Consider the following 23,108-nt stretch of genomic DNA (forward strand, 5'->3'; position numbering starts at 1 on the left):
CACGCAGGAGGAGGACGAGGATGACCGACGCAGTGCCCGACGACGTGCCCGGCGAGTCGTACGATGACGCGGCCGACGGCACCCTCCTCACCCTCGACGAGCTGACCGACCGGGTCGGGACCACCGTGCGCAACGTCCGCTTCTACACCTCCCGCGGCCTCGTCCCGCCGCCGATCCGCCGGGGGCGGTCGGGCTACTACTCCGCCGACCACGTCGCCCGGCTGGAGCTGGTGCGCGAGCTCCAGGGCCACGGCTTCACGCTGGCCGCGATCGAGAAGTACGTCGAGCGCATCCCCGCCGACGCCACCCCCTCCGACATCGCGCTCCACCTCTCCCTGCTCGCCCCCGTCACCGGGGAGCGGCACGTCGACGTCGCCGAGGGGCTGGCCTCGCTGGGCGTGCCGCCCGAGGCGGCCGCGGCCGTCGCCGAGGTCTACGCCGAGCACGGCCGCCAGGTGGCCGCGGAGCTGTCCGAGATCGTCCGGACCCTCGTCTGGCCGCCTTTCCGCGAGGCCGGCGGGACCGCCGAGCAGCTGCGCGAGATGGTCCACCGGCTCAAGCCGCTGACCGTGGCCGGACTGGTCGCGGCCTACGAACAGGCGATGGACGACAGCGCCGCGGCGTACGACGGCAGGCGCCCGCACTGATGCGACCGCGCCACGTGGGGTAGTACCGGACCTTTGGGTGGCGACACGCCGATGGAAGCCACCCGAACGTCCGGTACTACCCCGGCGTGCGGACCAGTTCGCGGGCCCATGGCGGCCCCCGACCGCCCGACGGGGTGACGACGAAGCGACAGGGCGAGGGGTCGGCTGAGAGACTGGTCCCGTGCTCAACCACCTGACGAACCCCGGTCCGCGGGCCCGATGACCGGGGCGGCGGTCTACCTCCTCCTCGGCCTGTCCCTGCTCCTCGCGATCGTCCTCCCGCAGGTCACCCGGCGGATCGCGCTGTCGCCGCCGATGGTGCTCGTCGCGGTCGGCATGCTGATCGGCCTGTGGCCGCCGGTCGGGTTCGTCAGCCTCGACCCGCAGGACCATCGGGAGCTGGTCACCCACGTCACCGAGTTCACCGTGCTCGTCTCGCTGATGGGCGTCGGCCTGGCCATCGAGCGCACCCTGGACCTGCGGTCCTGGCGGTCGTGGCGCACCTGGTCCCCGGTCTGGCGGCTGCTCGCAGTGACGATGCCGCTCACCATCCTCGGCGTCGCCGTGCTCGGCTGGTGGGTCGCCGGCCTCGCGCCCGCGGTCGCACTGCTGCTCGGCGCCGTCCTCGCCCCGACCGACCCGGTGCTCGCCTCCGACGTCCAGGTGGGCGAGCCGATCACCGAGGACATCGACGAGCGCGAGGACCGCGACGAGCCCACCGAGGACGACGACATCCGCTTCTCCCTCACTGCCGAGGCGGGGCTCAACGACGGCCTCGCGTTCCCCTTCGTGCACCTCGCCCTGCTCCTGCTGGCCGGCGGCTTCACCGTCCTCGACGTCGGCACGTGGATCGGCTGGTACGTCGTGGGCAAGATCGCGCTCGGCGTCGCCGTGGGCATCGCGACGGGCTGGCTGCTCGGCCGCCAGGCCTTCCACTCACGCAGCGACAAGCTGCGCCTGGCCGACCACGGCGAGCCGCTGCTGGCCCTCGCGGCCCTGCTCGCGGCGTACGGCGCCGCCGAGCTGGTCGGCGGCTACGGCTTCCTGGCGGTCTTCGCTTGTGCGATGCGGCTGCGGGCGTCCGAGCGCGGGCACTCCTACCAGCGCGCGATGCACGGCGTCGTCGAGCGCCTCGAGCAGCTGATGACCCTCATGGTCCTGCTGGTGCTCGGCATGGCGATGACGCGGGGACTGCTCGACCACCTCGACTGGCGCGGGGTCGCCGTCGCGCTCGCGCTCGTGCTGGTGGTGCGGCCGCTCGCGGGGTACGCCGCCCTGTCGGTGCTGGCGCGCGACGAGGACCGCGACGGTGGTCTCGACCGCGGCGAGCGGATGGCCGTGGCCTTCTTCGGCGTCCGCGGCGTCGGCTCGCTGTTCTACCTCGCCTACGCGACCAGCCACGAGCACGTGCCGGACGAGCCGTGGCTGTGGTCGACGGTGGCCTTCACGGTCATCGTGTCGGTCCTGCTCCACGGGGTCACCGCGACCCCGGCGATGGCGCGGCTCGACGAGCGGCGCGGGACCGGCGTCAGCTGACCAGCCCGGTGATCCAGTTGCCGAGCACGGCGACCGTGCCGGCGCTCAGCGCGTGGCCGCCGGGATCGCGACGCGACGTCACGAGCGCGCCCGACCCGTCGTGCAGCCACGACCAGGTGCGGGTCTGCAGCTCGGCCGGGATGACGGTGTCGAGCTCGCCGTGGACCATCAGGACCGGGCGGCCGGAGAGCCGTCCCTCCCCCACGTCGACGCCCGCGTCCTCGAAGGGCAGCGTGCCGTGGAGGACCGCCGTGCCGGCGTAGCGCCCGGGGTCGCCGAGCACGAGCCCGCCGGCGAACGCCGCTCCCCCGCTGAAGCCGACCAGCACGACGGGTCGACCACCCGGGGCCACCTCGTCGAGCCACGAGCGGAACCACGCGGTGGTCGCGGTCAGGCTGTCGGCGAGCGGCCGGCCGATCCCGCGGTTGGCGAACCACGCGTAGCCGCCGCCCTCGGCGATCGGCGCGCGCACCGCGGCGTACGACGGGCCAGATGGCAGGTGCGAGGCGAGCCCGAGGATGTCCTGCTCGTGCGAGCCGCGGCCGTGCAGCAGCACGACGAGCGGGCGGCCGGGGTCGTCGGAGCCGGCGGCCCAGGCGACGACCGGGTCGGCGAACAGGGTGGTCACCCGACGTCCCCCTCGACGACTACCCGGCCGGCCGTGCGGACGCCGGCCCAGCTGTCGACCTCGGCGACCAGGTCGAGGCGCTCGACCGGCGCCTCGTGCTCGTAGCGGCCCCACTCGGCGCGGGGCAGCATCCACATCACCTCGAACTCGTTGCCGTCCGGGTCCTTGCCGTAGACGCTCTTGGTGGCGCCGTGGCTGGACTCCCCGGTGTAGGCGTCGGCGTTGGCCAGCGTGGTCCGGGCCTGCTCGAGCTCCTCGATCGTGTCGACCTGCCAGGCGAGGTGGTAGAGCCCGATGCCGGGCCGCTTGACCTGGTCGGCGCCGATGCCGAAGAGGCCCAGGTCGTGGTGGTTGGCGCCGTGCGTCAGGCGCAGGAAGGCCGCGCCGGCGCGGGGCTCGCGCGCGGCGACCTCCATCCCGAAGACGGACGTGTAGAAGTCGATCGACCGCTCGAGGTCGGCGACGAAGAGGACGGCGTGGTTGAGCCGGACTGCGGGGATGGGCGTGTGGGTCGTCATGGGGTGCTCCCTCTCGTTGGGTCACACTATAGTTGACGGTTGAACTAATGTCGCGATCCATCCATTCCCCACCCACGTGCGAGGCTGTGTCCATGTCCACCGTCCTGGTCACCGGGGCCACCGGCTTCATCGGTCGCCGCCTCGTCCCTGCCCTCGTCGACGACGGGCACACCGTCCGCGCGATGACGCGCCGCCCCGAGGAGTACGACGGCCCGGGCGAGCCGGTCGGAGCCGACGTCATGGACCCCGGGTCGCTGGTCGCGGCGCTCGACGGCGTCGACGTCGCGGTCTACCTGGTGCACTCCCTCGACGACCCCGACTTCGAGCGCAAGGACGCGGACGCGGCCCGCAACTTCAGCAAGGCGGCCGCCACCGCCGGCGTGCGCCAGATCATCTACATGGGCGGGCTCGGCGCCGACGACGGCGACCTGTCGGCCCACCTGCGCTCCCGCCGCGAGGTCGAGGGCCTCCTCGGCCAGGACGGCGTACCCGTCACGGTCCTGCGGGCCGCCATCGTCGTCGGGCACGGCGGGATCTCGTGGGAGATCACCCGCCAGCTGGTCAAGAACCTCCCGGCGATGATCGTCCCCAAGTGGGTCGGCACCCGCACCCAGCCGATCGCGCTCGACGACGTGATCCGCTACCTCGCGGGCGTCGTCGACAAGGAGGAGGCGCTCGACCGCGTCTTCGAGATCGGCGGCACCGAGCAGCTGACCTACCTCGAGATGATGACGGTCGCCGCGGAGCTCATCAACGGCCGCAAGATCCCCGTCGTCCCCGTCCCCGTGCTGACGCCGCGGCTCTCGTCGTACTGGCTCGCGCTGGTCACCGACGTGGACGCCACGACGGGCCGCAACCTCATCGACTCGATGTCGACCGAGGTCGTCGTGACCGACACGTCGATCCGCGACGTGGTGCCGGGCGAGCCGCTGAGCTATGCGGAGTCCGTACGCCGCGCGCTCGCGGAGCGTGCGGCGGCCGCCGAGTCCGCGTAGGCGACCGCGTCGGGCGTCAGGCCCGCGTCAGCGGAAGAACAGCGGGAGCACCAGCAGCATCGACAGCGACCAGGTGCAGTGCGTGATGATCGGCGCCAGCACCCCGCCGCTCGCGCGGCGCTGGAGGCCGCAGACGAGCCCGATGAGGATCGCCGCGAAGGCCAGCATCACGTTGCCGGTGGCCAGCGTCGCAACGAAGTAGGCGAGCGTGGTCCAGGCGACCGGGTTGCGCGGGATCGCGGCGTACGCGGCACCGCGGAAGAAGAGCTCCTCGGCGACGCCGTTGATGAGTGTGATCACCACGAGGACCGGGACCGAGCCCTCGTCGGCGTAGGCCAGCACCGAGCTGACGTAGTCGGCCAGCGGCTCGATCTGGCGCACCACGAGCGAGCCGACGACGAAGAGCGCCACCAGAGCCAGCCCGAGGATGAGCGGCGCGACCACCGGTCGCAGGTGCGCCTCGCCGCGAGTGATGCGGCCGAGGTGCAGGCGGCCCGACGCGAAGGCGCCGACCACCCAGACCCCGGCCAGCACCATGGTCGAGACGTAGAACGTGGGACTGCCCGGCTCGATCCGCAGCGAGTAGCCGAGGACGCCGGCGCCGATGAGGACGACGGCGACCGTGACGACCTGGCGTCGACGCAGTGCGGACGGGGTGTCGCGCTGGTCGCGCGGCACCACGTCCCACAGGGAGCGTCGCAACCAGTCGTACACGGTCCCGAGCCTAGAGAGCGGTCGAAAGCCCTCGGTCAGCGCCCGGCGCTGAAGGACGACGAGCTGTGCACGCGAGTGCTGCCGCCGCCCGAGGAGCCGGAGCCGCCGCGGCGCTGGCCGCGCGGGCCACCGCCCTGGCCGCCACCCTGGCCACCGCCGCCGGAGCGACGACGCTGGCCGCCGTTGCCGCCACCGTTGCCACCCTGGCCGCCCGAGGAACGACCCTCGGAGGAGCCACCGGCCGGGTTGCCCCGACGCGACTGGCCGTTGGTCTGGCCGGTGCTGCGGGCCCGCTTGCGCTGGGCGTTGGCGCCGTTGGACCGGCCGCCACCGCCACCCGAGGTGGGCACCTCGACGACGAGGCCGCCGGGCGTGCTGCGCTCACCGGGGGCGAGCTGGACCAGCATCGGGTGGTCGGAGCCGTGGACCTTGGTGGTCGTGGGCTTGATGCCCGCGAGACGGGTCAGGTCGCGCACGTCGCGGACCTGGTCGTCGGTCATCAGCGTGATGACGGTGCCCTCGGCGCCGGCACGCGCCGTACGGCCCGAGCGGTGCAGGTAGGCCTTGTGCTCGGTCGGCGGGTCGGCGTGGATCACGAGCGCCACGTCGTCGACGTGGATGCCGCGCGCGGCGATGTCGGTCGCGACCAGGGTCGTGGCCTTGCCGGAGTGGAACATCTCCATGTTGCGCGTGCGCGCGTTCTGGCTGAGGTTGCCGTGCAGGTCGACCGACGGGATGCCCGACTTGTTGAGCTGGCGGGCCAGCGCCTTGGCGCCGTGCTTGGTGCGGGTGAAGACGACCGTGCGGCCGGGGGCGCTGGTCAGGTCGACGAGGACCGGCACGCGCTGGTCGCGGGAGACGTGCAGCACGTGGTGCGACATCGTCGAGACCGGCGACTGGGCCGAGTCGGCCTCGTGGGTGACCGGGTTGGTGAGGAAGCGCTTGACCAGCACGTCGATCGCCTTGTCGAGCGTCGCGGAGAACAGCAGGCGCTGTCCGGTGCGCGGCGTCTTGTCCATGATCCGGCGCACGCCGGGCAGGAAGCCGAGGTCGGCCATGTGGTCGGCCTCGTCGAGGATGGTGGTCTCGATGGCGGACAGGTCGGCGTACCCCTGGCCCATGAGGTCCTCGAGGCGGCCGGGGCAGGCGATGACGATGTCGACGCCCTTCTTGAGCGCGGTGGTCTGCGGGCCCTGGCCCACGCCGCCGTAGATCACGACGGTCGACAGGCCGGCGGCGTCCGCCATCGGCTTGAGCGCGGCGTGGATCTGGCCGACCAGCTCGCGGGTGGGGGCCAGGATCAGCGCGCGCGGCTTGCGCGGCATCGCCGGCATCTTGGAGGCGTCGAGGCGCGCGATCAGCGGCAGCACGAACGCGTACGTCTTGCCGGAGCCGGTGCGGCCACGGCCCAGGACGTCGCGACCGGCGAGGCTGTCGGGCAGCGTCGCGGCCTGGATGGGAGTGGGGGTGGTGATGCCCTGCTTCTCGAGGATCTTGATCAACGAGGCGGGCACGCCGAGGTCGGCAAAGTTCATGGGGAAAGTCTTTCGGTTGGCGTCTCGCCAATCGTGGGCCGGCCCAGTATCGGGCGGCATACGTCCTCAGAGTGAGGGGCGGATCGACCGACTGCGTGAGTCACGATCCGTGCGCCCGTTGCAAGACTTGACGGGCTGCGTGGGCACAACGGTATCGGTGGGGCCGATGTTCCTGTGAATCGTGGGACCAGAGGGGTGTCGCGGGTCACGCGGGGGTGTTGTCAGAGTCCCCGCTCCGTCGCGGACCCGGGAGGACGGCGTACGACGAGAGCGTCAGGCGGAGTCCCGACGCACGAGCAGCGGCGGGATGATCACCCGCATCGCGTGGCCCCCGGTCCGGCCGTCGACCTGCTCGAGCAGCAGCCGGGTGGCCCGCTCGGCCATCTCCTCGACCGGCTGGCGCACGGTGGTGAGCGGCGGGGTGGTGCGCTCGGCGACGCCGAGGTCGTCGTAGCCGACCACGGCGACGTCGTCGGGCACCCGGCGACCGAGCGCGGAGAGGACCTTGAGCGCGCCGGAGGCCATCAGGTCGGAGGCGACCACGATGCCGTCGAGGTCGGGGTGCCGGGCGAAGAGCTCCTCGGCCGCGCGCTGCCCGCCGGCCTCGGTGAAGTCGCCGTGCACGACGGCGTCGTCGGCCAGGCCCGCGGCGGACATCGCCTGCCGCCAGCCGTCGAGCCGGTCCTCGGCGGCGGTCATGTCGGTCGGCCCGGCGATGGTGCCGATGCGGCGGCAGCCGCGCTCGACGAGCACCTCGGTGGCCATCCGCTCGCCGGCGGTGTTGTCGACGTCGACGTACGCCACTCGGTCCCCCGCCGACCACGGCCGGCCGCCGAAGACGCACGGCAGGTCGAGGCGGGCCAGCTGGTCGGCCAGCCCGTCGTCGCGGTGGTGGGAGACGACCAGGGCGCCGTCGACGTGGCGGTTGGTGAGGTAGCGCAGGGTGCGCGCGGTCGAGGCACCGGGCCGGGCGAGGAGCAGCACGAGCTGCATGTCGCTGTCGCTGAGCACCCGCGTGACGCCGCGGAGGGTGCCGGCGAAGAACGGGTCGGAGAAGACCCGGTCGTCGGGCTCGGGCACGACGACGGCGATCGAGTCCGTACGCCGCGTCACCAGGCTGCGCGCGGCCGGGTTGGGGACGTAGCCCAGCGAGCGCACGGCCGCGTCGACCGACGACTGCGCGCGGGGGCTGACCCGCTGACCGCCGTTGATGGCGCGGGAGGCGGTGGCACGGGAGACGCCGGCGACCCGGGCCACCTCGTCGAGGGTGGGCGAGGTGGACGTCGTGTCGCGCCTCGTCCCGTTCATCCTGCTCACGCTAGTGGTCCCGGTGATCCCGCCGCGGGCAGCCCTCCCGACCGTGCCACCTCGGCGTACCAGCGGGCGCTCGCCTTGGGCGTGCGCTGCTGCGTCGCGTAGTCGACGTGGACGAGGCCGAAGCGCTTGGCGTAGCCGAAGGCCCACTCGAAGTTGTCCATGAAGGACCACTGGAAGAAGCCACGCACGTCGACGCCCTCCTCGATCGCGCGGTGCACGGCGTGCAGGTAGGAGTCGAGGAAGCCGATGCGGTCGAGGTCGTGGACCTGGCCGTCGGGACCGGGGACGTCGGGGTAGGCCGCCCCGGTCTCGGTGAGGAAGATCGGCAGCCGCGGGTAGTCGTCGTGCAGGCGCCGCAGCAGGCGGTGCAGCCCCTCGGGCTGGACCTCCCAGCCCATGTCGGTCAGCGGCAGCCCGCGGCTCGGGAAGGTGACGTGCTCGGAGCCCACGAACGGCGACTTCGCGACCCGGTCGGGCTGGTCGCTGCCGATCCCGACGACCGCCTCGTGCGGGTGCCCCGAGACGGCGTTGCCGTGGTAGTAGTTCACGCCCAGCACGTCGATCGGCGACGAGATCACCGCGAGGTCGCCGTCCTGCACGACGTCCTGCCAGTGCCCGCCCCGCCAGTCGAGGTGAGCGGTGTCGGTGAGCAGGTCCTCGGGGTAGGTGCCGCGGAAGATCGGGTCCAGGAAGAGCCGGTTGTGCAGCGCGTCGATCCGGCGGGCGGCGTCCACGTCGGCCGGGTCGGCCGGGTCGAAGGGGTCGGGGACGGTGAGGTTGAGGCTGACCCCCAGCCGGATGTCGTCGCCATCGCGGTCGGCGCGCCGTCGCAGCTCGTCGACGACGAGGCCGTGCCCGAGCAGCAGGTGGTGCGCGGAGACCAAGCCAGCGACGCCCTCCTGCCGCCCGGGGGCATGGTGTCCTGCGGCGTAGCCGAGGAGGGAGGAGCAGAACGGCTCGTTGAGCGTCGTCCAGGTGGGCACCCGGTCGCCGAGGACGTCGTACACGCTCATCGCGTAGTCGCGGAAGCGGAACGACGTGTCGCGGTTGGTCCAGCCGCCCGCGTCCTCGAGGGCCTGCGGGAGGTCCCAGTGGTAGAGCGTCAGCCAGGGCGCGACACCCTGCGCGAGCAGCTCGTCGACGAGCCGGTCGTAGAACGCGAGGCCGGCGCGGTTGACCGGCCCGCCGTCCGGGCGCACCCGGGGCCAGGCGACGGAGAAGCGGTACGACGCCACCTCGAGCTCGCGCAGCAGCGCGACGTCGTCGGGCATCCGGTGGTAGTGGTCGCAGGCCACGTCGCCGGTGTCGGCGTTCATCACCGCACCGGGGGTGTGGGAGAACGTGTCCCAGATCGACGGGGTGCGACCGTCCTCGGCCACCGCGCCCTCGATCTGGTACGACGCGGTCGCGACGCCCCAGACGAAGCCGTCGGGGAAGCGGGCGGACAGGTCGGGAGCGGTGACCGTGCTCCCGGCCGGGGTGAGAGTGCGTTGGACGGTCATCCCTTGACTGCTCCTTGCATGATGCCGGCGACGAGCTGCCGGCCGGTGAGGACGAAGAGGACCAGCAGCGGGATCGTGGAGATCGCGGCGCCGGCGAGGACGAGGCTGTAGTCGACGTAGTAGCCGCTCTGCAGCTGCTGGAGGGCGATCTGGACCGTCGGGTTGCTGGCCGGCAGCACGATCAGCGGCCAGAAGAAGTCGGTCCAGGTGGCCATGAAGGTGAAGAGCCAGAGGATGGCCGCGGCCGGGCGGGCCGCCGGCAGCGCGACGTTCCAGAAGGTGCGGAGCATCGAGCACCCGTCCACCCGGGCGGCCTCGATGAGCTCGTCGGGCACGGCGTCGATGAGGTACTGCCGCATGAAGAAGACGCCGAAGGCGGTGACCATGCCCGGCACGATCAGCGCCCACATCGAGCCGACCCAGCCGAGCTCGGCCATCACGATGAAGAGCGGGATCACGCCGAGCTGGGTGGGCACCGCCAGGGTGGCGACGACGAACACGAGCAGCGCTGTGCGTCCCTTGAAGGCGAGCTTGGCGAACGCGAAGCCGGCCAGCGTGGAGAAGAACACCACCGACGTGGCGACCGTCGTGGAGACGAGCAGGCTGTTGCCCAGCGCCTTCCAGAACGGCACGGCCTCGAAGGCGCGCTGCGCGTTCTCGAAGAAGTGGCCGCCGGGCAGCAGCGGGGGGACCCGCTCGGTCAGCACGTCACGGCTGTGCGAGCCGACGAGGAACGACCAGTAGAGGGGGAGGCACGAGCCCAGCACGAAGGCGGTGAGCAGCCCGTAGACGAGGAAGCCTGGACGACGGTTCATCGACGGCCTCCCAGGGCCCCGACCCGGCGGCTGACCACCAGGTTGACGAGTGCGAAGACGATGATGATGAGGAAGAGCAGCCAGGCCACGGCCGAGGCCATGCCCAGGTCGCGGACCCGCCAGCCGAGCTCCCAGAGGTACATCGTCAGGGTCTGGTACTGCCGGTCCGAGCCGCCGAGGCCCTGGGTGTCGAAGAGCCGCGGCTCGGCGAAGATCTGCAGCCCGCCGATCGTCGACGTGATGATCACGAAGAGCAGCGTGGGCCGGATCATCGGCAGCGTGATGGAGAGGAACTGCCGCACCCGGCCGGCCCCGTCGAGGCACGCCGACTCGTAGAGCTCGCGCGGCACCGCCTGCATGGCCGCCAGGAAGATGAGCGCGTTGTAGCCGGTCCAGCGCCAGTTGACCATCGAGGCGATGGCGACGTGGCTGGCCAGGGTGTCGACGTGCCACCGGATGGGGTCGAGCCCGATGGCCTGCAGCCCCTCGTTGACCAGGCCGTAGCGGTCACCGAAGACGTTGCCGAAGATCAGCGCCACCGCGGCCGGGGCGACCACGAAGGGGATGAGCACGCTCATCCGCCACAGGGTCCGACCGCGCAGCTGGGTGTCCAGCAGCGCCGCGAGGACCAGGGCGATGACCACCTGCGGCACCGAGGACAGCACGAAGATGCTGACGGTGTTGCGCAGGGCGTTCCAGAAGTAGCGGTCCTCGATCACCCGGGCGTAGTTGTCGAGCCCGATGAAGTCGCCCTGGCCGCTGAGCAGTCCCCACTGGTGCACGGATACCCAGGCGGTGTAGCCGAGCGGGAACATGCCCACCAGCAGGAAGAGCACGAAGAACGGCGAGATGTAGAGGTACGGCGACAGCCGGGTGTCCCACCGGGAGAGCCGGCGCCGCCACGGGGACGGGCGGCGCCTCCGGAGCGAGGGCCTGGCCCCCGCCGGGGACGTGGTGGCCCCGACAGGGTCACCGCCGTCCCCGACGGGCTTCACGGCAGGAGAGTCCAGCGTCATGGTGGAGGGTCAGCCCAACCGCTCGACGTCGGCCAGGAAGGACTGCCAGGCCTCGTCGGCCGACTCCTTGCCCTCGTCCACGCGCTGGATGGCCTGCTGGAACGCGGTGTTGATGTCGGCGAACTTCGGACCCTTGTGGGGGATGAACTCGATCGCCTCGGCGCGCTCGGCCAGGATCTGCCCGGTCGGTGCGTCGTTGAAGAACGCGTTGGTGCTCTCGAGCAGCACCGGGTCGGCGAGCGCGTCGTTCTGGCTCGGGAAGGTGCCCTTCGCCTCGAACGCCTTGATCTGCTGCTCCGGAGCGGTCAGCCACTCGGCCAGGGCCTGGGCCTCCTCCGGGTGCTCACCCTGCACCGGGACGGTGAGGTAGGAGCCGCCCCAGAGTCCGGCGCCACCGGGGAAGGCGTTGGCGATGTCCCAGCCCTCGACGCCCTCGGCGTTGCCCTCGATCACGCCGAGCATCCAGCCGGGGCACGCCATCGTGGCGAAGCCGTCGTTCTGGAAGGTCGCGGTCCAGTCCTCGCTCCACTGCACGAGCCTGGTGGACAGCCCCTCGTCGGCCAGCGAGGTCACGGTGTCGAAGACCTCCTTGACCTCGGGGTTGTCGGCCGCGATGACGGTGTTGTCCTGGTCCTCGAAGGAGTACTCCACCTGATTGATCATCGCCTGCGCGGTGGCGCCCGAGGCGTCGTACCACGCGACGTCCGGGACCTTCTTGACGAAGTCGCGGCCGGCCTGGAAGTAGTCGTCCCAGCTCGTGAAGAGCTTGGCCACCTCCTCGCGGTCGGTCGGCATCCCGGCCTTCTCGAAGAGATCGGCGCGGTAGCAGATGCCCTCCGGGCCGATGTCGGTGCCGTAGCCGATCAGCGCACCGTCCTCGGTGGTGGCGGCCTCGGTCTTCCAGTCGAGCCAGCGGCCCTCGACCTCGGGGTCGGAGAGGTCGACGAACGCGTCGGACTCCTCCATGAGCGCGGCCAGCCAGTCGACCTCGATGGCCTCGATGTCGGAGAGGCCCGAGCCGGCCGCCAGCTTGGTGTAGAGGTTGTCCTGGTGCTCGTTGGCCGTACCGGCCTTCTTCTGCTCCACCACCACCTCGTCCTGCATCGCGTTGTACTCCTCGATGAGCTCCTCGTAACCGAACTCGTTGAAGGTCGCGACGGTCAGCTTGATCTTGCCGTCCTCGGACGCTCCTTCGGAGTCGCCGCCGCAAGCGGCAGCCGTCATCGTGAGAGTGAGCGCCATCAGGGCGCCCGTGACGAGCCGTGCTCGTCGAGTGTTCGGTGTGTGCACCACTGCTCTCCTGCCGTCCTGCGGGGACGCCGGACGGGTGTCCGGCTGGGTCGTCGGTTCGGGGTGAAAGTGTGAGAGCGCTTCCACACCGGCCTGCGGATCACCATGACATCGGTCACACCGTCTGTCAACGGGCCGCTAGATCACGGTTCGGCAAAGTGTGAGAGCGCTTCCACTAGACGCGTACGCCGAGGCGTCGTACGGTGATGGCCAACCCCGGCCGCCCGTGCGTCGGGAGGTTGGACGGAGGGACCCCCATGGCATCGGTGCGATTCGTTGGAGCCAGTCGGCGCTACCCCGGCGCGGAGCGCCCCGCGGTCGACGCGCTCGACCTCGAGATCGAGGACGGCGAGTTCATGGTGCTCGTCGGGCCCTCGGGCTGCGGCAAGTCGACCTCGCTGCGGATGCTGGCCGGCCTGGAGGAGTGCACGGCGGGCTCGATCATGATCGGCGACCGCGACGTCACCGACGACGTGCCCAAGGACCGCGACATCGCGATGGTCTTCCAGAACTACGCGCTCTACCCGCACATGTCGGTCGCCGACAACATGGGCTTCGCCCTCAAGGTCGCCCGCGTCGGCAAGGAGGAGCGCGACCAGCGGGTGCAGGAGGCGGCCCGGCTGCTCGGCCTCGAGGACTACCTCGACCGCAAGCCGAAGGCCCTCTCCGGCGGGCAGCGCCAGCGGGTCGCGATGGGCCGGGCGATCGTGCGCCAGCCCGAGGTCTTCCTGATGGACGAGCCGCTGTCCAACCTCGACGCCAAGCTGCGGGTCTCCACCCGCACCCAGATCGCCGCCCTCCAGCAGCGGCTCGGCGTCACCACCGTCTACGTCACCCACGACCAGGTCGAGGCGATGACGATGGGCGACCGGGTCGCGGTGATGAAGGACGGCCTGCTCCAGCAGGTCGACACGCCCCTCGCGCTCTACGACCGTCCGGCCAACCTCTTCGTCGCCGGCTTCATCGGCTCCCCCGCGATGAACCTCCTGCCCGCCAAGGTCTCCGACGGCGACGCCTGGGTGGGCGACCTCCGGGTGCCGCTCGAGCGCGAGGTCGCGGCCCGGGCCACCGGTGACGTGACGCTCGGGGTGCGGCCCCACGCCTGGCACCTGGGCTCCACCGCCTCCGACCAGGGCTTCGCCGTGACCGTCACCGTCGTCGAGGAGCTCGGCGCCGACGCCTTCCTCTACGCCGTCCCCGACGACCCGTCGCTGGCCGGCGACATCAGCCAGGCCGTCGTACGCCTCGAGGGTCGGCCCCAGCTCGCCAAGGGTGAGCAGGTGCGCCTCGTCATCGACCCGGGCGCCGTCCACGTCTTCGACACCGAGTCCGGGACGCGGCTCTCGGCCTGAGGCCCGCCGGGTCGTCCAGGGCCGGTGAGGGCGAGCACAACGAAGGCAGTTCGATCGCCGATACCCGGCCGGCACGCTCAGCACCGCCCGACCGGCCACGAACTGCCTCGTTCGTGCCCGCGTCGTGCTGACGGCGTGGCGACCAGTTCCATGACGTCCGGACTCAGCGGAAGGCCAGCGCCCCGTCGTCGATGGCGCCGCGCCGGATGGTGCGCATGTCGTGGAAGTAGTTCTGCTTGAGCTTCCACGGCTCGACGTCGCCCTGCTTGGGCAGGGTGTCGATGACCCGCAGCACGTAGCCCGCCGCGAAGTCCATGAACGGCTGCTCGCCGATCGATGCGTCCGGCACCGGCACGGCAGAGCGGAGCCCGTGCGCGTCCAGGTGCGAGAGCAGCCGGCAGACGTACTCCCCCACCAGGTCGGCCTTGAGCGTCCAGGACGCGTTGGTGTATCCGATCGTGTAGGCGAGGTTGGGGATCCCGCTGAGCATCAGCGCCTTGTAGGCCATCGTCTCGGGCAGCTCGACGCGCCGGCCGTCGACGTCGAAGGTCATCCCGCCGAAGGCCTTGAGCTGCAGCCCGGTCGCGGTCACCACGATGTCGGCCTCGAGCTCGCGCCCCGACGCCAGCCGCAGACCGGTGGGCGTGAAGGTCTCGATCGTGTCGGTGACGACCTCGGCACGACCGTCCTTGATCACGCGGAAGAGGTCGCCGTCGGGCACCAGGCAGAGCCGCTGGTCCCACGGGTCGTACGTCGGCCTGAAGTGGGTGTCGACGTCGTACCCCTCGGGCAGCCGCTTGGCGTTCTCCTTGCGGATGAAGCCACGCATCGTCCCCGGCCGACGCCGGCTCAGCTGGAAGAGCCCGGTCGAGACGCCGACGTTCTTCCACCGGGTCGCGGCGTAGGCGAGCTTCTCGGGCAGCACCTTCTTGAGTCGCTGCGCGACCTTGTCCTCGGCGGGGAGCGAGAGGATGTACGTCGGGGAGCGCTGCAGCATGGTCACGTGACCGGCCCCCGACTCGGCCAGCGCCGGGACCAGCGTCACCGCCGTGGCACCGGAGCCGATCACGACGATCTTCTTGCCGGTGTGGTCGAGGTCCTCGGGCCAGTGCTGCGGGTGGATGACCTGCCCGTCGAAGGAGTCCTCCCCGGGGAAGTCCGGCCGGTAGCCCTGCTCGTAGTCGTAGTAGCCGGTGGTCGCCCACAGGAAGTGGCAGGTCATCTCGCTGGACTCGCCGTCGCTGTGCTCGATGGTGACCGTCCACGTCGCGGTGTCGCTGTCCCACGACGCCGCGCGGGCGTCGTACCCGTAGCGGATGTGCTCGTCGATGCCGTACTCCCGCGCGGTCTCGCGCACGTAGGCGAGGATCGACGGCCCGTCGGCGAGGGCCTTGTCGCCGCGCCACGGCTTGAAGCGGTAGCCGAGGGTGAACATGTCGGAGTCGGAGCGGATCCCGGGGTAGCGGAAGAGGTCCCACGTGCCGCCGCTGGCCGCACGCCGCTCGAGGACGGCGTACGACCGGCCGGGGTGCTCGCGGGTGAGCTGGGCCGCGGCCCCGATGCCGGACAGGCCGGCTCCGATGATGAGTACGTCGACGTGGTCGGACATGGCTCTCCTTCTCGCGGGTGGTGCCGGGTCTAGGGGCGGGCGTGCAGCTCGACGAAGCGGGCCAGCAGCCGGACCGGCTCGGTGACCATGGCCTCGCGGGCGGCCGCCTTGAGGGACTCCTGCTCGTGCGGCTCGTAGTAGCCGTGCGCGCTGTAGGCGTCGATCCGGTCGCAGATCGCGACGGCGTCCAGCTCGGGGTGGAACTGGGTGGCGTAGACGTTGCGGCCGATCCGGAAGGCGTGCACCGGGCAGGTGTCGGTGGAGGCGAGGAGCACCGCGCTCCCGGGCAGGCGGGACACCGCCTCCTTGTGGCCGAGGTAGGCGTCGAACACCTCGGGCAGTGCGCCGAACAGCGGGTCCTCGGCGCCCTCGGCGCTCAGCCGGACGGGCAGCGCGCCGATGGGCTCGCCGTACGTCCGGTCCACGGTGCCGCCGTCGAGGGTGCCGAGCACGCCGATGCCGTAGCAGGCGCCGAGGAAGGGGAAGTCGAGCTCGACCACGCGGATCGCCAGGTCGTTGAGCTCGGCCTCGACGCGGCGCTGCACGGGCGACTTCGCGTCGTCGGGGTCGGAGACGTTGAAGGGGCCGCCGCCGAGGATGATCCCGGACAGGTCCTCGAGCTCGATCCAGCCCAGGGGCGAGGCCTCGAGCCGGATGCGCACGAGCTCGTCGGGGCGCAGCCCGGTGCCGGCGAGGACGGCGTCGTACTCCTGCTGGGCGACGTCGTCCTCGGCGCGGGTGCCGAGGAAGAGGAAGGGTTTCATCGTGCTCAGTCCTCGTGCGGGGCCTGGGTCGCGGCGCCGCTGGCCAGGAGCGCGTCGACGTCGTCGATGCCCCAGGCGGTGAGCGCCTCGCGGGTGTGGGCGCCGGGTCCCCCGGGCGCGGTGCCGAGCGTTGCAGGGGTGCGGGAGAAGCGCGGCGCGGGGGCGGGCTGGGTGATCCCGTCCCGCTCGACGAAGGTGCCGCGGGCGGCCAGGTGCGGGTGGTGCGGGGCGTCGGCGAGAGGTACGACGGGCGCGACGCAGGCCTCCGTGCCGTCGAAGAGCGCGCTCCACTCCGCCTGGGTGCGCTCCTTGAACCTCGCGGTGAGCGCCTCCCGGATCGCCGGGAAGTTGCCGGGATCGTCGCGGTCGGGCAGGTCGAGCTCGAGGAGGCGGACCAGCTCGGCGTAGAACTGCGGCTCCAGCGGGCCGACGCTCATGTGCCGGCCGTCGGCCGTCTCGTAGAGGTCGTAGTAGGGCGTGCCGCCGTCGAGCAGGCCGGACGCGCGGCGACCGGTGTCGAGGCCGAGCGCGGCGAAGGTGCTGGCCATCGCGTTGAGGTGGGCGGTGCCGTCGACGATCGCGGCGTCCACGACCTGGCCCTGGCCACTCACCTTCGCCTCGAGGAGCGCGGCGAGGATGCCGATGACGAGGTAGGTCGAACCGCCACCGAAGTCGCCGACCAGGTTGGTCGGGAAGTGCGGGCGCGCCGGGTCCTGGCCGAGGCCGTGGAGGGCGCCGGTGATGGCGACGTAGTTCATGTCGTGGCCGGCGGTGCGGGCCCACGGACCGTCCTGGCCCCAGCCGGTCATCCGGCCGTAGACCAGCCGCGGGTTGCGCGCGAGGCACTCGTCGGGCCCGAGGCCGAGGCGCTCGATGGCGCCGGGGCGCATCCCCTCGACGAGCACGTCTGCCTGCTCGACCAGGTCAAGGACGGTGGCCACGGCGTCGGGGTGTTTGAGGTCGAGCGCGACGCTCGGGCGGCCGCGGGTGAGCACGTCGTGGCGCCCGGCGCCGAGCATGTCGCCGCCCTTGCGGTCGATCCGGATCACGTCGGCGCCGAGGTCGGCCAGGATCATGCACGCATGCGGCCCGGGGCCGATGCCGGCGATCTCAACGACCTTGACGCCCCGCAGCGGACCCGTCCCCTGCCCGAGTGGCTCGCTCATGCGCCGATCATGACAGAACTGGTGTCAGCGTCGTGCGGGTCACACGCCCTTGCAACTCGTTGCATAGGTCTGCCACGATCCTCCGGTGGCCCTCGAACACGCGCTCCTCGTCGCCCTGCGCGAGCAGCCCGCGGCCGGCCTCGACCTCGCGCGGCGCTTCGAGAAGTCGATCGGCTTCTTCTGGCACGCCACCCACCAGCAGATCTACCGCGTCCTCGCCCGCATGGAGGGCGACGGCTGGGTCACCGTCGAGACCGTCGGCCAGACCGGCCGCCCGGACAAGAAGGTGTACGCCGTCTCGGCCGCCGGCAGGCAGGTCCTCGCCGACTGGCTGGCCGAGCCGATGGGCTCGGAGACGTTCCGCAGCGAGCTGGCCGTCAAGCTGCGCGGGGCGTCGTACGGCGATCGCGCGACGCTGCTGCGGCACGTCGCCGACGCGCGGGCCGACCACGAGACCCGGCTGGCGCACTACCGCCAGCTGGAGGCCGCCATGCCGAGCCACGCGACCGGGCTCGAGCTCGACCAGCTGCTCGTCCTGCGCGGCGGGATCGGGCTGGAGCAGTTCTGGATCACCTGGCTCACCGACTACCTCGACGCGCACGGCTTCGAGGCCGATGGTTTCGAGGCTCGCGGTTTCGAGGCTCGCTCCGCTCGCACCTCAACCAACGCCGCTCGCACCTCAACCACCGAAGAAGAGGCACTCAGATGACGTCCTACCCGCACCTCCTCGAGCCGATCACCCTCGGCGACCTGACCCTGCGCAACCGCGTGGTCATGGGCTCGATGCACACCGGCCTCGAGGACTACCCGTGGGACATCGACAAGCTGGGGGCCTACTTCGCCGAGCGCGCCCGCGGCGGCGCCGGGCTGATCGTGACCGGCGGTTACGCGCCCAACAAGCGCGGCTGGCTCAAGCCCTTCGCCTCCGAGATGACCACCCGGCTGCAGGCCATCCGGCACCAGCGGGTGACCGGCGCGGTGCACGAGGCGGGCGGTGCGATCGCCCTGCAGATCCTGCACGCGGGCCGCTACGGCTACCACCCGTTCTCGGTCGGGGCCTCGTCGATCAAGTCGCCGATCACTCCCTTCAGCCCGAGCGCGCTGTCGACCAGGGCGGTCGACAAGACCGCCTCCGACTTCGCCAACGCCGCGCGCCTGGCGCAGAAGGCGGGCTACGACGGCGTCGAGATCATGGGCTCCGAGGGCTACCTGATCAACCAGTTCCTCGCCACCCGCACCAACGACCGCACCGACCGGTGGGGCGGCAGCGCGCGCAACCGGATGCGCTTCCCCGTCGAGATCGTGCGGCGCACGCGCGAGGCGGTCGGCGAGGGCTTCCCGATCATGTACCGGATCTCGCTGCTCGACCTGGTCGAGGGCGGCCAGACGTGGGACGAGGTCGTCGAGCTGGCGGGCGAGCTCGAGGAGGCCGGCGTCACCGTCTTCAACACCGGCATCGGCTGGCACGAGGCACGCGTGCCCACGATCATCACGCAGGTCCCGCGGGCCGCGTGGGCCAGCGTCACCGCGCGGCTGACCGAGGTCGTCGACGTGCCGGTGTGCGCGTCCAACCGGATCAACACCCCGGAGCTGGCCGAGGAGATCATCGCCTCCGGGCAGGCCGACATGGTCTCGATGGCGCGGCCCTTCCTGGCCGACCCGGCGTTCGTCGCCAAGGCGCTCGACGACCGCGCCGACGAGATCAACACCTGCATCGCCTGCAACCAGGCCTGCCTCGACCACACCTTCAGCAACCGGCGCGCATCGTGCCTGGTCAACCCCCGCGCCTGCCACGAGACCGAGCTGGTGCTGATGCCGACCCTGCGTCCGGCCACGGTCGCCGTCGTGGGTGCCGGCCCAGCCGGCCTGGCCGCCGCGGTCAACGCCGCCGAGCGCGGCTTCACGACCACCCTCTTCGAGAAGCACGCCGAGCTGGGTGGCCAGTTCCGGCTGGCCATGCAGGTGCCCGGCAAGGAGGACTTCGCCGACACGCTGCGCTACTTCACCCGTCGCCTCGAGGTGCTCGGCGTGGACGTGCGGACCTCGACGGAGGCCTCGGCGGCCGACCTCGCGGCGTACGACCACATCGTCGTGGCCAGCGGCGTCGTCCCGCGCATCCCCGTCATCGAGGGCATCGACCACCCCAAGGCCGTGTCGTACGCCGCGGTGCTCGACGGCTCGGTGACGGTCGGCAAGCGGGTGGCGGTGATCGGCGCCGGCGGGATCGGCGTCGACGTGAGCCACTTCCTCGCCCACGACCCGGGCGAGACCGTCGAGGACTGGTACGCCCACTGGGGCGTCGGCGACCCGACCCTCAACCCGGGCGGGTTGACCGAGGCCAAGCCGCGTACGCCGGCGCGCGACGTCACGCTCGTCCAGCGCAAGGCCACGCCCATCGGCATCGGCCTGGGCAAGACGTCGGGCTGGGCGCACCGAGCCGTGCTCAAGCAGTCGGGCGTCACCCAGGTCATCGGCGCGACCTACGACCGCATCGACGACGCCGGCCTGCACATCACCGTCGACGGCACCCCGCGGGTGCTCGACGTCGACCACGTCGTCATCTGCGCCGGGCAGGAGTCCGTGCGCGACCTGTACGACGTCCTCGACCACCGCAGCGTCCACCTCATCGGTGGCGCGGACGTGGCCGCCGAGCTCGACGCCAAGCGGGCGATCAAGCAGGGCACCGAGGTCGTCGCGGCGCTCTGAGGTGAGCGGCTCCCCGGACCGACGTAGCGTCGTGCCCATGTGGCGCTCCCTCCAGCACTCGGCTCGACCGCTGCTCGCCGCCTCGGGCGTCCGCTCCCGCGCCAGCCAGCACGAGGACACCTCGACCCTGGGGTCGCCGACCGGCCCGCCCTCGACCCGGACGGCACTCGGCGAGCTCGGCGCCGCCCTCGACGCGGTCCGCCTGGTGGGGGCCGTGCCCCGCCTGGCCACGGCTCCCCGCGGCGACGGCCACCTCGTGGTGGACATCCCGGGGTGGCGGGCTCCCGAGATCACCGGTGCACCGCTGCGCGGCTACCTGCGCGCACTGGGCTACGACGCCCGGGGCTGGGGCTTCGGCACCAACATGGGCGACCCGCGACGTGACGTCGACCGGCTGGCGGGACGCGTGCTCGAGCTGGTCGACCAGGCAGGCTCCCCCGCGTCACTGGTCGGGTGGAGCCTCGGCGGGGTCATCGCCCGCGAGGTGGCTCGCCGCCATCCCGACGCCGTACGACGGGTCGTCACCTACGGCACGCCGGTGATCGGCGGACCGATCCACACCACCATCGCCCGCGCCCAGGGCGGCGGCTCCGGCGCCGGTCGGGTCACCCGACGACTCGACGCCGCCGCACCGATCCGGGTGCCGCTCACCGCCGTCTTCTCCCAGCGGGACGGGATCGTCTCCTGGCAGGCGTGCATCGACCGCTCCACTCCGGGCGTGGAGCACGTCGAGGTGTCCTCGACCCACATCGGCATGGGCGTCGACCCGGATGTCTGGGCGATCGTCGCCGACCGGCTCGCCCGCGACGCGGCCTGACCCGCCGAGGTCCCGACCGCCCGGCGGGACCGTCGGGGCTCACTCGGCGGGAGCCACGACCGGCACGACGACCTCGTTGTGCCGCAGGAACCACGGCGTCCACGGCGGGTCGAAACGTGCGAAGCGCATCGCCCCGTCGACCTCGAGCCCGGCCTCCGCGACGGCCGCGAGGAGGCGCCGGGCGTGCTCGTCGTACCTGCTCTGCGACCAGCGTCCGGAGAACCGCAGCGCGGCGGCGGTCTGGGCGGGGATCGCGCGCAGCCGGACCGTGCCGTCGGTCGGCGCCGGGGCCGCGTCGAGCTCGAAGGAGCCCGGCATCACGAAGCTGACCACGTAGTGCCCGACCTCGGTGTCCGCCTCCTGGAGGACGGGGGCCGTCATGGCCACCTTGCGGGACTGGGTGTTGCGCCCGCCGATGTAGCCGACCAGCCGCCGGAACGACGTGTTGCCGGCGCTCTCGAAGGAGCCCGTCACCCGCGTCTCGGCGACCCCGTGCCCTGGATACCGGCGCAGCTCGAAGCCGGGATGCTCCTGCACGACGTCGTACGGCTGCTCCTCGGTCACGGACCCAATCTCGCGCCTCGGGCGACCACGCCGGAAGTGCCGGAGGTCCCGGGGCCTTCGGCCGCTCCCGGCTCCACTCCGACGCGGCATGATGGCCGCATGACCACTCCCGAGGTGACCGCGGCCGGCGTCGACGACCGGGCCCTGCGGTCCCTGAGGGGATGGAACCTCGGCCTCGCGGTGCTCCACCTGGCCCAGGCGGTCGCGGTGGTGGTGCTGGCGACCGACTTCGCGATCACCGTCACCCGGTCGCTGCCGACCGGACCTCCGGGCACGCCGACCGCGTCGCCGGAAGCGCTCTTCGACCTCCCGATCGGTGTCGCGATCGGGGCGTTCCTCGTGCTCGCCGGGCTCGACCACCTGCTGACGGCGACGGTCATGCGGCGTACGTACGAGCGCGACCTCCTCGGCGGGATCAACCGGTTCCGATGGGTGGAGTACTCGTTCAGCGCGACGATCATGGTCGTCCTGATCGCCCTCTACTCGGGCATCGACGGGATCTCCGCACTCATCGGGATCATCGGCGCCAACGTGGCGATGATCCTCTTCGGCTGGCTCCAGGAGTCCGCCAACCCACCGGGCAGCCCGACGGTGACGATGAAGCCGTTCTGGTTCGGCTGCGTCGCGGGCGCCGCACCGTGGGTGGCGATCGGCTACAACCTCGTCGCTGCCGAGGAGGTCCCCGGCTTCGTGGTCGGCATATTCGTGTCGCTGTTCGTCTTCTTCAACAGCTTCGCGCTCAACCAGTGGTTGCAGTACCGACGGGTCGGGCCGTGGCGCAGCTACGCGTTCGGCGAGCGGGCCTACCTGGTGCTCAGCCTCGTCGCGAAGTCCGCCCTCGCCTGGCAGATCTTCGGCGGCTCGCTTGCGTCCTGACGTCGTCGCGACGCGGCCATAGGCTGTGGCCCAGGACCGCCACCCACTCATCCCGAGGAGTCCCATGCGCAGCGACCTGTTCGGCGAGAACCTCGAGTCGGGCACCACCGACCGCTTCACGTTGCAGAACTCCCGCATGGTGCGGGTCGCACTCGACGGGGAGGTGATGGCGCGGCAGGGGTCGATGGTCGCCTACCAGGGCGAGGTCGACTTCGCCTACCAGGGCTCGGGCGGCATGGGGAAGCTGTTCAAGAAGGCGTTCACCGGCGAGGGCATGTCGCTGATGAAGGTCACCGGTCGCGGTGACGTCTTCCTCGCCGACGACGCCATGGAGATCCACCTGGTCAACCTCGACGGCGACGCACTGACGGTCAACGGCAGCAACGTCCTCGCCTTCGACTCCTCGCTCACGTGGGACATCAAGCGGGTCGAGGGAGCGTCGATGATGGCCGGCGGTGTCTTCAACACCACGTTCACCGGCACCGGGACGGTCGCGATCACCTCGCACGGCACGCCCGTGGTCCTCAACGTCGACGCGCCCACGTACGCCGACATCCAGGCGGCCGTCGCCTGGTCGACGTCGCTCACCACGAGCGTGCGGCGTACGGCGGGAGCGAGCGCACTCATCGGCCGCGGATCCGGCGAGGCGTTCCAGCTCGTCTTCGCCGGCCAGGGCTTCGTCGTCGTCCAGGCCAGCGAGGGCCGCGTCGCGCCGCCGCACACCCACTGAGCGACCTGCCG

At 71.7% G+C, this 23,108-nt stretch carries 22 protein-coding genes; 9 read left to right on the forward strand and 13 right to left on the reverse strand.

What is annotated here, in order from left to right; genetic code table 11:
- Window positions 1–20 precede the first annotated feature (20 nt).
- Window positions 21–647 carry a helix-turn-helix domain-containing protein gene (locus tag DAE25_RS09500; protein WP_107765980.1) on the forward strand — a complete coding sequence of 209 codons (627 nt, stop codon included), beginning with the start codon at window positions 21–23 and terminating at the stop codon, window positions 645–647.
- A gap of 219 nt (window positions 648–866) precedes the next feature.
- On the forward strand, window positions 867–2,183 hold the full coding sequence (locus tag DAE25_RS09505) for a cation:proton antiporter (protein WP_107765981.1): 1,317 nt from the start codon (window positions 867–869) through the stop codon (window positions 2,181–2,183).
- Here DAE25_RS09505 and DAE25_RS09510 read toward each other — a convergent pair.
- Window positions 2,176–2,811: an alpha/beta hydrolase gene (locus DAE25_RS09510; RefSeq protein WP_107765982.1), complete on the reverse strand. Its 636-nt coding sequence runs from the start codon at window positions 2,809–2,811 to the stop codon at window positions 2,176–2,178. The genes DAE25_RS09505 and DAE25_RS09510 overlap by 8 nt on opposite strands.
- Window positions 2,808–3,329 (reverse strand): VOC family protein, encoded by a 522-nt coding sequence (locus tag DAE25_RS09515; RefSeq protein WP_107765983.1) that lies wholly within the window; start codon window positions 3,327–3,329, stop codon window positions 2,808–2,810. Before DAE25_RS09515 ends, DAE25_RS09510 begins: the two co-directional genes overlap by 4 nt.
- A 92-nt stretch (window positions 3,330–3,421) precedes the next feature.
- Between DAE25_RS09515 and DAE25_RS09520 the strand changes: the two genes are divergently transcribed.
- Window positions 3,422–4,324 (forward strand): NAD(P)H-binding protein, encoded by a 903-nt coding sequence (locus tag DAE25_RS09520; protein WP_107766338.1) that lies wholly within the window; start codon window positions 3,422–3,424, stop codon window positions 4,322–4,324.
- 27 nt (window positions 4,325–4,351) lie between these two features.
- Here DAE25_RS09520 and DAE25_RS09525 read toward each other — a convergent pair whose 3' ends face one another.
- From DAE25_RS09525 to DAE25_RS09555, 7 genes are all read right to left on the reverse strand, one after another.
- Window positions 4,352–5,038 carry a CPBP family intramembrane glutamic endopeptidase gene (locus DAE25_RS09525; RefSeq protein WP_107765984.1) on the reverse strand — a complete coding sequence of 229 codons (687 nt, stop codon included), beginning with the start codon at window positions 5,036–5,038 and terminating at the stop codon, window positions 4,352–4,354.
- Between the two features lie 35 nt (window positions 5,039–5,073).
- On the reverse strand, window positions 5,074–6,573 hold the full coding sequence (locus DAE25_RS09530) for a DEAD/DEAH box helicase (protein ID WP_107765985.1): 1,500 nt from the start codon (window positions 6,571–6,573) through the stop codon (window positions 5,074–5,076).
- 273 nt (window positions 6,574–6,846) lie between these two features.
- Window positions 6,847–7,881 (reverse strand): LacI family DNA-binding transcriptional regulator, encoded by a 1,035-nt coding sequence (locus tag DAE25_RS09535; RefSeq protein WP_107765986.1) that lies wholly within the window; start codon window positions 7,879–7,881, stop codon window positions 6,847–6,849.
- A 5-nt stretch (window positions 7,882–7,886) separates the two neighbouring features.
- Window positions 7,887–9,392, reverse strand: a complete 1,506-nt coding sequence (locus DAE25_RS09540) for a GH1 family beta-glucosidase (RefSeq protein ID WP_107765987.1) — start codon at window positions 9,390–9,392, stop codon at window positions 7,887–7,889.
- The gene (locus DAE25_RS09545) at window positions 9,389–10,207 is read right to left on the reverse strand and encodes a carbohydrate ABC transporter permease (protein ID WP_107765988.1); all 819 of its coding nucleotides are present in this window, start codon (window positions 10,205–10,207) and stop codon (window positions 9,389–9,391) included. The genes DAE25_RS09540 and DAE25_RS09545 overlap by 4 nt, the downstream gene beginning before the upstream one ends.
- Complete coding sequence (locus DAE25_RS09550; RefSeq protein ID WP_234410957.1) at window positions 10,204–11,202, reverse strand: carbohydrate ABC transporter permease; 999 nt, start codon at window positions 11,200–11,202, stop codon at window positions 10,204–10,206. Before DAE25_RS09550 ends, DAE25_RS09545 begins: the two co-directional genes overlap by 4 nt.
- Window positions 11,203–11,232: 30 nt before the next feature.
- Entirely contained in the window at window positions 11,233–12,447 is a 1,215-nt protein-coding gene (locus DAE25_RS09555) for an ABC transporter substrate-binding protein (RefSeq protein ID WP_234410958.1), read from the reverse strand.
- Between the two features lie 323 nt (window positions 12,448–12,770).
- On the opposite strand from DAE25_RS09555, the gene DAE25_RS09560 reads away from it, so the two are divergent.
- Window positions 12,771–13,865: an ABC transporter ATP-binding protein gene (locus DAE25_RS09560; protein WP_107765991.1), complete on the forward strand. Its 1,095-nt coding sequence runs from the start codon at window positions 12,771–12,773 to the stop codon at window positions 13,863–13,865.
- A 163-nt stretch (window positions 13,866–14,028) separates the two neighbouring features.
- On the opposite strand, the gene DAE25_RS09565 is transcribed toward DAE25_RS09560, so the two are convergent.
- The 3 genes from DAE25_RS09565 to DAE25_RS09575 are packed head-to-tail and all read right to left on the reverse strand — an operon-like array spanning window position 14,029 to window position 17,404.
- Window positions 14,029–15,474, reverse strand: a complete 1,446-nt coding sequence (locus tag DAE25_RS09565) for a flavin-containing monooxygenase (protein WP_107765992.1) — start codon at window positions 15,472–15,474, stop codon at window positions 14,029–14,031.
- Between the two features lie 29 nt (window positions 15,475–15,503).
- A complete protein-coding gene (locus DAE25_RS09570; protein WP_107765993.1) occupies window positions 15,504–16,238 on the reverse strand; it encodes a glutamine amidotransferase in 735 nt (244 codons plus the stop codon).
- A gap of 5 nt (window positions 16,239–16,243) precedes the next feature.
- Window positions 16,244–17,404 (reverse strand): CaiB/BaiF CoA transferase family protein, encoded by a 1,161-nt coding sequence (locus DAE25_RS09575; protein WP_107765994.1) that lies wholly within the window; start codon window positions 17,402–17,404, stop codon window positions 16,244–16,246.
- An 85-nt stretch (window positions 17,405–17,489) separates the two neighbouring features.
- Between DAE25_RS09575 and DAE25_RS09580 the strand changes: the two genes are divergently transcribed.
- From DAE25_RS09580 to DAE25_RS09590, 3 genes are read left to right on the forward strand one after another with little or no spacing between them, the layout of a single operon-like run.
- Window positions 17,490–18,113, forward strand: a complete 624-nt coding sequence (locus DAE25_RS09580) for a PadR family transcriptional regulator (protein WP_107765995.1) — start codon at window positions 17,490–17,492, stop codon at window positions 18,111–18,113.
- Window positions 18,110–20,110, forward strand: a complete 2,001-nt coding sequence (locus tag DAE25_RS09585; RefSeq protein ID WP_107765996.1) for an NADPH-dependent 2,4-dienoyl-CoA reductase — start codon at window positions 18,110–18,112, stop codon at window positions 20,108–20,110. The genes DAE25_RS09580 and DAE25_RS09585 overlap by 4 nt, the downstream gene beginning before the upstream one ends.
- Before the next feature lie 37 nt (window positions 20,111–20,147).
- Window positions 20,148–20,927, forward strand: a complete 780-nt coding sequence (locus tag DAE25_RS09590; protein WP_107765997.1) for an alpha/beta fold hydrolase — start codon at window positions 20,148–20,150, stop codon at window positions 20,925–20,927.
- A 39-nt stretch (window positions 20,928–20,966) separates the two neighbouring features.
- Here the strand turns inward: DAE25_RS09590 and DAE25_RS09595 are convergent, their stop codons facing one another.
- Window positions 20,967–21,491: an SOUL family heme-binding protein gene (locus DAE25_RS09595; protein ID WP_107765998.1), complete on the reverse strand. Its 525-nt coding sequence runs from the start codon at window positions 21,489–21,491 to the stop codon at window positions 20,967–20,969.
- A 99-nt stretch (window positions 21,492–21,590) separates the two neighbouring features.
- On the opposite strand from DAE25_RS09595, the gene heR reads away from it, so the two are divergent.
- Both heR and DAE25_RS09605 read left to right on the forward strand, forming a co-directional pair.
- On the forward strand, window positions 21,591–22,367 hold the full coding sequence (heR, locus tag DAE25_RS09600; RefSeq protein WP_107765999.1) for a heliorhodopsin HeR: 777 nt from the start codon (window positions 21,591–21,593) through the stop codon (window positions 22,365–22,367).
- A gap of 64 nt (window positions 22,368–22,431) precedes the next feature.
- Window positions 22,432–23,097 (forward strand): AIM24 family protein, encoded by a 666-nt coding sequence (locus tag DAE25_RS09605; protein WP_107766000.1) that lies wholly within the window; start codon window positions 22,432–22,434, stop codon window positions 23,095–23,097.
- Window positions 23,098–23,108: the final 11 nt, after the last annotated feature.

The sequence above is a fragment of the Nocardioides terrigena genome, from assembly GCF_003047265.1.
Classification (GTDB): Bacteria; Actinomycetota; Actinomycetes; order Propionibacteriales; family Nocardioidaceae; genus Nocardioides; species Nocardioides terrigena.

What these genes read in the sequence shown, in the direction of transcription:
- DAE25_RS09500 (WP_107765980.1), top strand. Translation starts at nt 21, where the DNA reads ATGACCGACGCAGTGCCCGACGACGTGCCCGGCGAGTCGTACGATGAC.
- DAE25_RS09505 (WP_107765981.1), top strand. Translation starts at nt 867, where the DNA reads ATGACCGGGGCGGCGGTCTACCTCCTCCTCGGCCTGTCCCTGCTCCTC.
- DAE25_RS09515 (WP_107765983.1), bottom strand. Translation starts at nt 3,329, where the DNA reads ATGACGACCCACACGCCCATCCCCGCAGTCCGGCTCAACCACGCCGTC.
- DAE25_RS09520 (WP_107766338.1), top strand. Translation starts at nt 3,422, where the DNA reads ATGTCCACCGTCCTGGTCACCGGGGCCACCGGCTTCATCGGTCGCCGC.
- DAE25_RS09530 (WP_107765985.1), bottom strand. Translation starts at nt 6,573, where the DNA reads ATGAACTTTGCCGACCTCGGCGTGCCCGCCTCGTTGATCAAGATCCTC.
- DAE25_RS09535 (WP_107765986.1), bottom strand. Translation starts at nt 7,881, where the DNA reads ATGAACGGGACGAGGCGCGACACGACGTCCACCTCGCCCACCCTCGAC.
- DAE25_RS09540 (WP_107765987.1), bottom strand. Translation starts at nt 9,392, where the DNA reads ATGACCGTCCAACGCACTCTCACCCCGGCCGGGAGCACGGTCACCGCT.
- DAE25_RS09545 (WP_107765988.1), bottom strand. Translation starts at nt 10,207, where the DNA reads ATGAACCGTCGTCCAGGCTTCCTCGTCTACGGGCTGCTCACCGCCTTC.
- DAE25_RS09555 (WP_234410958.1), bottom strand. Translation starts at nt 12,447, where the DNA reads ATGACGGCTGCCGCTTGCGGCGGCGACTCCGAAGGAGCGTCCGAGGAC.
- DAE25_RS09560 (WP_107765991.1), top strand. Translation starts at nt 12,771, where the DNA reads ATGGCATCGGTGCGATTCGTTGGAGCCAGTCGGCGCTACCCCGGCGCG.
- DAE25_RS09565 (WP_107765992.1), bottom strand. Translation starts at nt 15,474, where the DNA reads ATGTCCGACCACGTCGACGTACTCATCATCGGAGCCGGCCTGTCCGGC.
- DAE25_RS09570 (WP_107765993.1), bottom strand. Translation starts at nt 16,238, where the DNA reads ATGAAACCCTTCCTCTTCCTCGGCACCCGCGCCGAGGACGACGTCGCC.
- DAE25_RS09575 (WP_107765994.1), bottom strand. Translation starts at nt 17,404, where the DNA reads ATGAGCGAGCCACTCGGGCAGGGGACGGGTCCGCTGCGGGGCGTCAAG.
- DAE25_RS09585 (WP_107765996.1), top strand. Translation starts at nt 18,110, where the DNA reads ATGACGTCCTACCCGCACCTCCTCGAGCCGATCACCCTCGGCGACCTG.
- DAE25_RS09590 (WP_107765997.1), top strand. Translation starts at nt 20,148, where the DNA reads ATGTGGCGCTCCCTCCAGCACTCGGCTCGACCGCTGCTCGCCGCCTCG.
- heR (WP_107765999.1), top strand. Translation starts at nt 21,591, where the DNA reads ATGACCACTCCCGAGGTGACCGCGGCCGGCGTCGACGACCGGGCCCTG.
- DAE25_RS09605 (WP_107766000.1), top strand. Translation starts at nt 22,432, where the DNA reads ATGCGCAGCGACCTGTTCGGCGAGAACCTCGAGTCGGGCACCACCGAC.